Origin of the sequence: Hamadaea sp. NPDC051192 (assembly GCF_040682475.1) — a bacterium.
GTDB lineage: Bacteria > Actinomycetota > Actinomycetes > Mycobacteriales > Micromonosporaceae > Hamadaea > Hamadaea flava.
In genome coordinates this window covers 26,385-35,901 of sequence record NZ_JBFBAZ010000083.1, presented here as the reverse complement: position 1 = coordinate 35,901, position 9,517 = coordinate 26,385, and the positions used below count along the sequence as shown (strand labels likewise).

The following is a 9,517-nucleotide window of genomic DNA, read 5'->3' as shown; positions in this document are numbered from 1 at the left end:
CGGCCCCGCAAAGCCCTCGGCTTCTACACCCCCGCCGAAACCCTCGCCCGTAAGCTCCACGAAGGCAGTGTTGCGACCACCCCTTGAGCCCAAGGGCACCACAAGGCTGCATATCCCTGATCTGCCGCTATTGGAGGTAGGGGCAGTGGCGGCAGCCGCGCCCGCAGCACATGCCGCGATCCGCGAAGAACTTCGCGGTGAGGACGAACAGGCCGGTCTCGGGATCGAGATAGCCGGCCTGTCCGCTCGCCATCGCGTCAGCGTGCCGACGCAGGATCTCCGCTCGCCTCGGGTGCTCCGGCGACAGCCGGCTCGGGTGCGGCTCGGTCAGGGCCCGCGGCGCCAGCGGCAACTGCTGCACGGCTCCCCCTCCGCACCGGAACGCTCATGGCCGCGACCGCGGCCAGCAGCATCACGGTACCGGCGACAGCCGGCAGGCCGAGCCGCTCCCCCAGCACCGCCACCGCCACCGCCAGCGCGCTGACCGGCTCGATCAGCACCAGCATCGCCGCAGTGGTCGCGGGCACGGTCTTCAAACCATTGAAGAACAACGTGTACGCCATCGCAGTGGGCACGATGCCGAGAAAGACCAGCCACCCGAACGCGACGGTCGCGTTCGACGCGGGCAGCAGCCCTTCCGCTGCGGCCACCGGCAGGAGGCACAGCGTCGCCACCACGAACGAGGCAAGCGTCTTGCCTACGTCATCCGATCCGATGCGGTCGGCGTACCGCCGGGTGAGCAGCGTGACCACCGCGTAGCCGGCAGCGGAGGCGAGGGCCCAGAAGACGCCGAGCACCGGGTGTGGGCCGACCTCGCCGGGGCCGCCCACGATCATGACGAGACCCGCGATCGCGACCCCGACGGCGAGGACCGCACGGCCGGTGAGCGGCTCACCGAGAAAGAGCCGCGCACCGATCGCGACCAGGATCGGGCACGCGCCGAGCGTGGCCACGGTGCCGACGGCGACCCCGGCCTCGGCGATCGACAGGTAGTACGCGGACTGGTAGACGGCCAGGCCGAGCCCGATCACGATCATGACCCAGCCGCGCGGGAAGAGTGCCCGCGGTCCGACCGGCCGACGCCGGACCAGTTGCACCAGCACGAGCACGAGTACGCCGAACCCGGCCCGCCAGAACGACACCGCCAACGGCCCCATGCCGCTGATCCGGTAGAGGACCGACGCGACCACGCCGCCCATGCCCCAGGCGACGGCGGCGGCCGCGACGAAAAAGACGCCAGACTTCATTATCGATTTCTCCACTGAGAGTCGTCCGAACCATGACTGGCTTCTGCGGACGACGACTCATCGTCCGGGCTTCACACAGCCCGGAACAGGTGGAGATGGGCGCCGACCGCGGTCAGACGACCGGTGGCGAAATGATGGTGCGTCCCATGGCGGTCACCATATACGGCGAGAGGGGAGCCGGTGGCTCCCCTCTCGTACCTCGGGACGATCAGCGGATGATCAGCTGCAGCCGCTGGTGGAGCCGCAGCCTTCGCAGACGTAGCAGCTACCGGCCGGACGCATCTTCGTGCCGCAGGTGAAGCAGAGCGGCGCGTCGGCGGCCTTGCCCAGCACCGCTTCCAGCAGCTCGGTGGACGAGCCGACGGCCTTGGCCGGCGACGGCGCCTGGGAGATCTGCAGGACCGGCTTCTCCGGGGCGGCCGGCGGGACGTACTCCGTGCCCTCCTCCTCGGCGCGCAGCTGCGCGGTCCGCTCGGCGGCGGTGAAGATGCCCAGCTCGGCCCGCCGGTCGTAGGACAGGAAGTCCAGCGCCAGGCGGCGGAAGATGTAGTCCATCACCGAGTTGGCGATCCGGATGTCCGGGTCGTCGGTCATGCCCGCCGGCTCGAACCGCATGTTGGTGAACTTGCCGACGTAGGTCTCCAGCGGCACGCCGTACTGCAGGCCGATCGAGATCGCGACGGAGAAGGCGTCCATCACGCCCGCCAGGGTCGAGCCCTGCTTGGACATCTTCAGGAAGACCTCGCCGAGGCCGTCGTCCGGGTAGGACGAGGCGGTCAGGTAGCCCTCGGCGTCGCCGACCGTGAAGGAGACCGTCTGCGACGGGCGCTTCTTCGGCAGCCGCTTGCGGACCGGCCGGTACTCGACGACCTTCTCGACCTCGGCCGCCGCGACCGGGGCGACCTCGGTGGCCTTCTCCTCCGCCTTGGCCTTCTTGCCGCCGACCGACAGCGGCTGGCCGACCTTGCAGTTGTCGCGGTAGATGGCCAGCGCCTTCAGGCCCAGCCGCCAGCCGTCGAAGTACATCCGCTCGACGTCCTCGACCGTCGCCGACTCCGGCATGTTGACGGTCTTGCTGATCGCGCCCGAGATGAACGGCTGGATCGAGGCCATCATCAGCACGTGGCCCATCGGGGAGATGGCCCGCTCGCCCATGGCGCAGTCGAAGACCGACAGATGCTCGGACTTCAGGCCGGGGGCGTCCACGACGTGGCCGTGCTGGGCGATGTACTCGACGATCGCCTCGACCTGCTCCTCCTGGTAGCCCAGGGCGCGCAGCGCGCGCGGCACGGTCTGGTTGACGATCTGCATCGAGCCGCCGCCGACCAGCTTCTTGAACTTGACCAGAGCCAGGTCCGGCTCGACGCCGGTGGTGTCGCAGTCCATCATGAAGCCGATGGTGCCGGTCGGCGCCAGGACGCTGGCCTGCGAGTTGCGCCAGCCCTGCTTCTCACCGATCTTGTTGCCGAGCTGCCACTGCTTGGCCGCTTCCTTGGTGATCGCCTTGGCGACGTCACCGATCGGCTTGATCTCGTCGGCCGCGGCCGCGTGCTTACGCATCACGCGCTGGTGCGGCGTGGCGTTGCGGGCGTAGCCGTCGTAGGGGCCGACGACGCCGGCCAGCTCGGCCGACCGCCGGTACGCCGTCCCGGTCATCAGGGCGGTGATCGCGGCGGCGACCGCCCGGCCGCCCTCCGAGTCGTAGGGCAGGCCGCTGGCCATCAGCAGGGCGCCGAGGTTGGCGTAGCCGATGCCGAGCTGCCGGTAGGCCCGGGTGTTCTCGGTGATCTTCTTCGTCGGGAAGTCGGCGAAACAGATCGAGATGTCCATCGCGGTGATGACGAACTCGACCGACTTGACGAACTTCTCGATGCCGAAGGAGCCGTCCTCGTTCAGGAACTTCATCAGGTTGAGCGAGGCCAGATTGCACGAGGTGTCGTCCAGGTGCATGTATTCCGAGCACGGGTTGCTGGCCGTGATCCGGCCGGTCTCGGAGCAGGTGTGCCAGTCGTTGATCGTCCCGTCGTACTGGATGCCGGGGTCGGCGCACTCCCACGCGGCCTGCGCCAGCTTGCGGAACAGCGACTTGGCGTCGATCGTGTCGATCACCCGGCCGTCGAGCCGCCCGATCAGGTCGAAGCCCTTGCCCTCCTCGACCGCGTGCATGAACTCGTCGGTGACGCGGACCGAGTTGTTGGCGTTCTGGTACTGGACGCTGATGATGTCCTTGCCGCCGAGGTCCATGTCGAAGCCGGCGTCGCGCAGGGCCCGGATCTTGTCCTCTTCGCGCGCCTTGGTCTCGATGAACTCCTCGACGTCCGGGTGGTCGACGTCCAGGATGACCATCTTCGCCGCGCGCCGGGTGGCGCCGCCGCTCTTGATGGTTCCGGCGGACGCGTCGGCGCCGCGCATGAAGCTGACCGGGCCGGAGGCCGTACCGCCGGAGGAGAGCAGCTCCCGGCTGGCCCGGATGCGGGACAGGTTGATGCCCGAGCCGGAGCCGCCCTTGAAGATCAGCCCCTCCTCCTTGTACCAGTCCATGATCGAGTCGACCGAGTCGTCGACCGAGAGGATGAAGCAGGCGCTGACCTGCTGCGGGCTGGGGGTGCCGACGTTGAACCAGACCGGTGAGTTGAAGCTGAACACCTGGTGCAGCAGCATCCAGGTCAGCTCGTGCTCGAACAGCTCGGCGTCGGTGTCGGACGCGAAGTAGCCGAACTCGTCGCCGGCCTTGCGATAGGTCTGCACGACGCGGTCGATCAGCTGGCGCAGGCTCCACTCGCGCTCGGGGGTGCCGACCGCGCCGCGGAAGTATTTCGTGGTCACGATGTTGGTGGCGTTGACGCTCCAGAACTCGGGGAACTCGACCCCCCGCTGCTCGAAGTTGATCGAGCCGTCCCGCCAGTTGGTCATGACGACGTCGCGGCGCTCCCACGCCACCTCGTCGTAAGGGTGGACCCCTTCCGTGGTCCAGACCCGGTCGATCTTCAGGCCTGCCGCCGCTCGCGTGCGTCCCGCCATCGTGAGCCCCCTCCAGCTTTCACATCTGTATAACGCGTGCCTGTGACAATTCAGTTCGTGATGTAACGCGCCCTACCAGGGCGTTCAGACGGCTGCGGTGCTGCCGTTGCGCGTACGCAGTGCGGCGATCTCGCGCTCGAAGTCCTCCAGCGACTCGAAGTCGCGGTAGACGCTCGCGAATCGCAGGTACGCCACCTCGTCCAGCTCCCGGAGCGGCTGCAGGATGGCCAGGCCGACCTCGTGCGAGGGGACTTCGGCCGCCCCACGCGCCCGGATGGTCTCCTCGACCCGCTGCGCCAGCAGCGCGATCCTGTCCTCGTCCACCGGCCGGCCCTGGCAGGCCTTGCGTACGCCGCCGACGATCTTGCCGCGGCTGAACGGCTCGGTGACCCCGCTCCGCTTCACGACGGCGAGAACGGCCTCTTCGACCGTGGTGAACCGTTTGCCGCATTCCGGGCAGTGACGCCGCCGCCGGATGATCTGACCGTCCTCGGCCTCCCGGGAATCCACCACCCGGGAATCGGCGTGCCGACAGTACGGGCAGCGCATCAGGTCCCCCTCCTCCCACCCGGCCGGGTGCCACGTCCGGCGGACATGGCTGATCACGGGCCGTCCTCGAAAGGCCGACGCCGATGAGATGACGCAGATCACTGTGGCCGGTCACTCGACGCTATCTATAGATGTCGAGCGCCTCGGTCACCACAAGATGTTGGGGTTGAACTTATTCCTCGGAGGGTCGTCGCGCAAGTTCGACACGGCGTCGGATACACGTGTCGCGAATCTCAACACGCCGCGCCGCCTCGCGGTTACTGCCCGCCATGAACCTGCCCGAAAGGCAGGACTTGAAAGCGGTACCAGAACAACCGTACGATGTCGAGACCGACACGCGTCGTACAACTGTTTGAAGGTGTCGGCGAAACACGATACGGTCATCTCAGCGAATCCGGACACAACGCCGCCAGCGGTGGTCGGACCCTCGCCGAATGATCAGCTTCCCCGGGTCAGTTCAGCAGGAGGGCAGCCAGATGGCGTCCGAGAAGAAGCCCAAGACCGCGATGCGCAGCGTGGCCTCGCTCTCCGCCACGCCGTTCGACCTGTCCGGCGGTCCCGAGCTCACCGCCCGTCAGCGGCGCATCCTGGACACCATCCGCGCCTGGATGGACCAGAAGGGCTACCCGCCCACCGTCCGCGAGATCGGCGACGCCGTGGGCCTGGTCAGCCCGTCGAGCGTCGCGTACCAGCTCAAGGAGCTGGAGCGGAAGGGTTACCTCCGCCGCGACCCGCACCGCCCGCGCGCCGTCGACGTCCGGCCGCCGGCCGACACCGACCCGGAACTGCTCGGCATGCTGCGGCCCACCCCGGCATACGTGCCGGTCGTCGGGCGCATCGCCGCCGGCGGCCCCATCCTCGCCGAAGAATCCGTCGAGGACGTCTTTCCGCTCCCGCGTGAACTCGTCGGCGAGGGAACCCTCTTCCTGCTCCAGGTCAAGGGCGACTCGATGATCGAGGCGGCCATCTGCGACGGAGACTGGGTCGCCGTACGCCAGCAGCCGACCGCCGACTCCGGCGACATCGTCGCCGCGATGATCGAGGGGGAGGCGACGGTGAAGACCTATCGGAAGCGGAACGGGCATGTGCTTCTGATGCCCAGGAACCCCGCCTATGAGCCGATTCCTGGCGATGAGGCGACCATTTTGGGGAAGGTCGTTGCGGTGATGCGCCGCGTATAGGCGCGTTTATAGCGGCTCTATAGCGGCGCCTTCTTCGTCGGCGTCAACGGCGCCATTTCGTCCTTGGCGGCGTTGCTCGCCACCTCGTTGCCACGAGGCAACGTCGGCGTCGTGCGCCTTGCCAGGAACAAAATGGCATCCGTTTCCGCTGCGCAAGCCTTGATATGGCAAGCGGGCACCCTTCGCGCATTAGTGCGGCGTATTGCTGTGGGCGCGGTTCTTCGGGTCGGCGCCATGGGTGCGCGCCTTCGTGTCCGATTTCGTCATCATGATCTTGCCGAAATGACTTCTGGCGCAAACGTCGGGCACAGAAGCGCCAAGGCACCCGACATTCCGCCGGCCGTCAGGTCGTTACGCCGCCACTAGCCGGCAGCGCTGAAACGGATGCCATTTTGTTCCTGGCAAGGCGCACGACGCCGACGTTGCCTGGAGGCAACGAGGTGGCGAGCAACGCGGCCAGGGACGAAATGGGGCCGTTTCAGCAACCGCAATCCGCCACCACCGACAGAGAACGCGAAGGAACTAATAACGATTCGGATCCCAGGGATCCTGATTGGGACGGGGCGGGTTGCCGTACTGCGGCTGCGGGGGTCCATATCCCGGCTGCGGCCTTCCTTGCGGCGCCCCGTACACCCCGCCTCCTTGGTCTGGATATCCGCCGCGACCTCGGTCGTCGTATCCGGGTACCGGGGCCAGCACGGTCGTCTGGGCGTTGTCGGTCGGCAGCGCGAAGTCGGCGTCGCCGAATTCGTCGAGTGCTTCTCGTTCGCGCTTGGCTTTCTTCTTCGCCGCCGCGGCCGCCTTCTGACGCTTCTTCTTGCCGTTGATCATTCCGAAGACGCCCAGGCCGACGAGGATCAGGCCGGCGAAGCCCACTCCGGCGAGCAGCATGTAGACCTGGTCCAGTGAGAGGTCCTTGGCCCACTTCACGATCCAGGAGTCGCCCTCGGTCGCTTTGACGGTCGGCGGGGCGACGTAGCGCTTGGTCGTCGGGGTGTAGCTGAGGAGTGCGGTGTTCTCCTTGTCGCTCGCCTTGTCCAGGCGCGGCGCGGTGATGAGCTGCGTACCGTCGGCGGAGTAGGTGATCGCGCCGCTGTATTGCTCGGCTGGGGCGGGCAGGCCGGTCACGCGGGGTTCGGTCTTCAGTGCGGCGAGCACGTCGCCGCCGGTGACGTCCCACTCGTAGGCGTCGGCCTGCGTACGCAGTGCGACCCGGGTTCCGTCGGGCGACACGGCGCCGCCGGTGAAGCCCTTGCGGCCGGCGCCGCCGAGGATGTTCTCCGTGACCGTGGTCAGGATCTCGATCTTGCCGGCCTGCTTCAGCGGCACAGCTCCGGTGGCGGACAACGCGGTGGTCGGCGTGTAGAGGAACGCGGTCTTGTCGTTCTCGTGCGTCACGAGGATCGGCGTGCCGTCCCCGTTGATGAGGAGCGCTTGGACCTCGTGCTTGTCCCCCTCGGGGAAGGTCAGCCGGAAGATCTGCGGCGTCGTCAGGGCGGCGGGCAGCTTCCACAGCGCCACGCTCTGGCGGTCCTTAGCGTTGCCGGTGTCGGCGATCCACATCGTGCCGTCCTTGGCCCGCACGATGTCGTTCGGCGAGTTGGAGCCACCGCCGCCGAAGGAGATCCCCTTGCCGGTCACCTTGCAGGCCGAGGTCAGCTGCCAGATCTTCTGGTGGCTCTCGGCGGCGTTGTCGACGTTGTCGGTGGTGTTGACCGCGAGGAAGCCCGATTCGGTCGCGACGATGCCGGAAAGCTCACCGACTTTCGCATCGGTGAGCTTGCAGATCTTCTTGCCCTGAGCCGCCGTGGTGGCTGCCGAAGTCGACGGGGAAGGGTCGACCGCCCAGGCTGGGGACCCGAGGAGTAGAGCGGCCCCCACCGCCATGACCGAGAACGTCACACGCCGCATCCGGCAAGTCTCGCATGCTCAGCCGAGGCGGTGGGGAATCCGGTGCTGTCGTTACCCGACAGCGCTCTAGCTCTTACTTTCCGTCACCAGATACGGGGCCAGTTCGGCGGCCAACTCCGCGTTGACGCGTACCCGCAGGAACGTGCCTTCTTCCTGATGGTCCGTTTCCTGGACCTCTCCACGCAGATGGAGCCGAGTGACCAGATCGCCCCGGTCGTAGGGCACCAGAACGGCGACCTCGACCGCGGGACGCGGCAGCCGTGCCTCGATCGCGGCCTTGAGTTCCGCGATCCCCGCGCCCGATTGGGCGGAGACGAACAAGGCGCCGGGCCATTCGCGCTTCAGCCGCAGCAGCATCTCCTCGTCGGCCGCGTCGACCTTGTTGACGACGAGCAACTCCGGCAGCTTGTCGGCGCCGACCTCGGCGAGCACCTCGCGCACCGCGCGGACCTGCTCGTCGGGGTCGGGATGCGCGCCGTCGACGACGTGCACCACGAGGTCGGAGTCGGCCACCTCCTCCAGGGTCGAGCGGAACGCCTCGACCAGGTGGTGCGGCAGGTGCCGGACGAAACCGACGGTGTCCGACAGCGTGTAGACCCGGCCGTCCCCGGCGGTAGCCCGCCGGGTGGTCGTGTCCAGGGTCGCGAACAGCGCGTCCTCGACCAGCACGCCCGCCCCGGTGATCCGGTTGAGCAGGCTGGACTTGCCCGCGTTGGTGTAACCGGCGATCGCGACCGCCGGCACTTCGTTCCGCCGCCGGGTCGCCCGCTTGGTGTCCCGGATGGTACGCATCGACGCCAGTTCCCGGCGCAGCTTGGCGATGCGGTGGTTGATCCGCCGGCGATCCGTCTCCAGCTTGGTCTCACCGGGGCCACGCAGGCCGACGCCGCCACCCGCGCCGCCGCCGCGACCGGATCCACCGGTCTGCCGGGACAGCGCCTCACCCCAACCACGGAGCCGGGGCAGCAGGTACTGCAGCTGGGCCAGCTCGACCTGGGCCTTGCCCTCCTTGCTCTTCGCGTGCTGGGCGAAGATGTCCAGGATGAGCGCGGTCCGGTCGATGACCTTGACCTTGATCTGCTGCTCCAGGGCGCGCAACTGGCCCGGCGAGAGCTCGCCGTCGCAGATGACAGTGTCGGCCCCGGTCGACTCGACCACGGACCGGACCTCGTCGACCTTGCCGCGGCCGATGAAGGTGGCCGAATCGGGCTGGCTACGCCGCTGGATCAAGCCCTCGAGGACCTGCGAACCCGCGGTCTCGGCGAGGGCGGCCAGCTCGGTCAGGGAGTTCTCGGCGTCGACAACGGTGCCGGCGGTCCAGACCCCGACCAACACGACTCGTTCGAGCCGCAGCTGGCGGTATTCAACTTCGGTGATATCGGTGAGCTCGGTGGACAGACCTGCGACGCGTCGCAGTGCGTGCCTCTCCGCGAGTTCAAGATCGCCCAGCGTCTCAGCGTCACCGGTCTCGACAAGCGGTTCAGCATGATAGTTCGTCAAAACTTGTCCTCCTCACCGTCAAGCGTGGCACGCCGGGACCCTCCCGCGCACCCCCATTTGTCCGTGTCCGTAGGTCACAGGCGGCGGCCGCGGTTCGCTGTCGGTGCG

The 9,517-nt window shown here is 67.8% G+C and carries 7 protein-coding genes; 1 reads left to right on the top strand and 6 read right to left on the bottom strand.

The annotated features are described in order from the left end of the window. Nucleotides 1–127: 127 nt before the first annotated feature. From AB0M47_RS28285 to nrdR, 4 genes are all read right to left on the bottom strand, one after another. Entirely contained in the window at nucleotides 128–361 is a 234-nt protein-coding gene (locus tag AB0M47_RS28285) for a DUF5522 domain-containing protein (RefSeq protein WP_363419357.1), read from the bottom strand. After that, the gene (locus tag AB0M47_RS28280; protein ID WP_363419355.1) at nucleotides 258–1,247 is read right to left on the bottom strand and encodes a DMT family transporter; all 990 of its coding nucleotides are present in this window, start codon (nucleotides 1,245–1,247) and stop codon (nucleotides 258–260) included. Before AB0M47_RS28280 ends, AB0M47_RS28285 begins: the two co-directional genes overlap by 104 nt. Before the next feature lie 219 nt (nucleotides 1,248–1,466). Further along, nucleotides 1,467–4,268, bottom strand: a complete 2,802-nt coding sequence (locus AB0M47_RS28275; protein WP_363419353.1) for a vitamin B12-dependent ribonucleotide reductase — start codon at nucleotides 4,266–4,268, stop codon at nucleotides 1,467–1,469. Nucleotides 4,269–4,352: 84 nt separating this feature from the next. Continuing rightward, nucleotides 4,353–4,817 carry a transcriptional regulator NrdR gene (gene nrdR, locus AB0M47_RS28270; protein ID WP_363419359.1) on the bottom strand — a complete coding sequence of 155 codons (465 nt, stop codon included), beginning with the start codon at nucleotides 4,815–4,817 and terminating at the stop codon, nucleotides 4,353–4,355. Nucleotides 4,818–5,323: 506 nt separating this feature from the next. Here nrdR and lexA point away from each other — a divergent pair. Then, on the top strand, nucleotides 5,324–5,998 hold the full coding sequence (gene lexA / locus AB0M47_RS28265) for a transcriptional repressor LexA (RefSeq protein ID WP_308197828.1): 675 nt from the start codon (nucleotides 5,324–5,326) through the stop codon (nucleotides 5,996–5,998). A gap of 522 nt (nucleotides 5,999–6,520) precedes the next feature. Here lexA and AB0M47_RS28260 read toward each other — a convergent pair. Both AB0M47_RS28260 and hflX read right to left on the bottom strand, forming a co-directional pair. After that, nucleotides 6,521–7,909 (bottom strand): hypothetical protein, encoded by a 1,389-nt coding sequence (locus AB0M47_RS28260; protein ID WP_363419351.1) that lies wholly within the window; start codon nucleotides 7,907–7,909, stop codon nucleotides 6,521–6,523. 66 nt (nucleotides 7,910–7,975) lie between these two features. Next, nucleotides 7,976–9,409 carry a GTPase HflX gene (gene hflX / locus AB0M47_RS28255; protein ID WP_363419349.1) on the bottom strand — a complete coding sequence of 478 codons (1,434 nt, stop codon included), beginning with the start codon at nucleotides 9,407–9,409 and terminating at the stop codon, nucleotides 7,976–7,978. Nucleotides 9,410–9,517 lie beyond the last annotated feature (108 nt).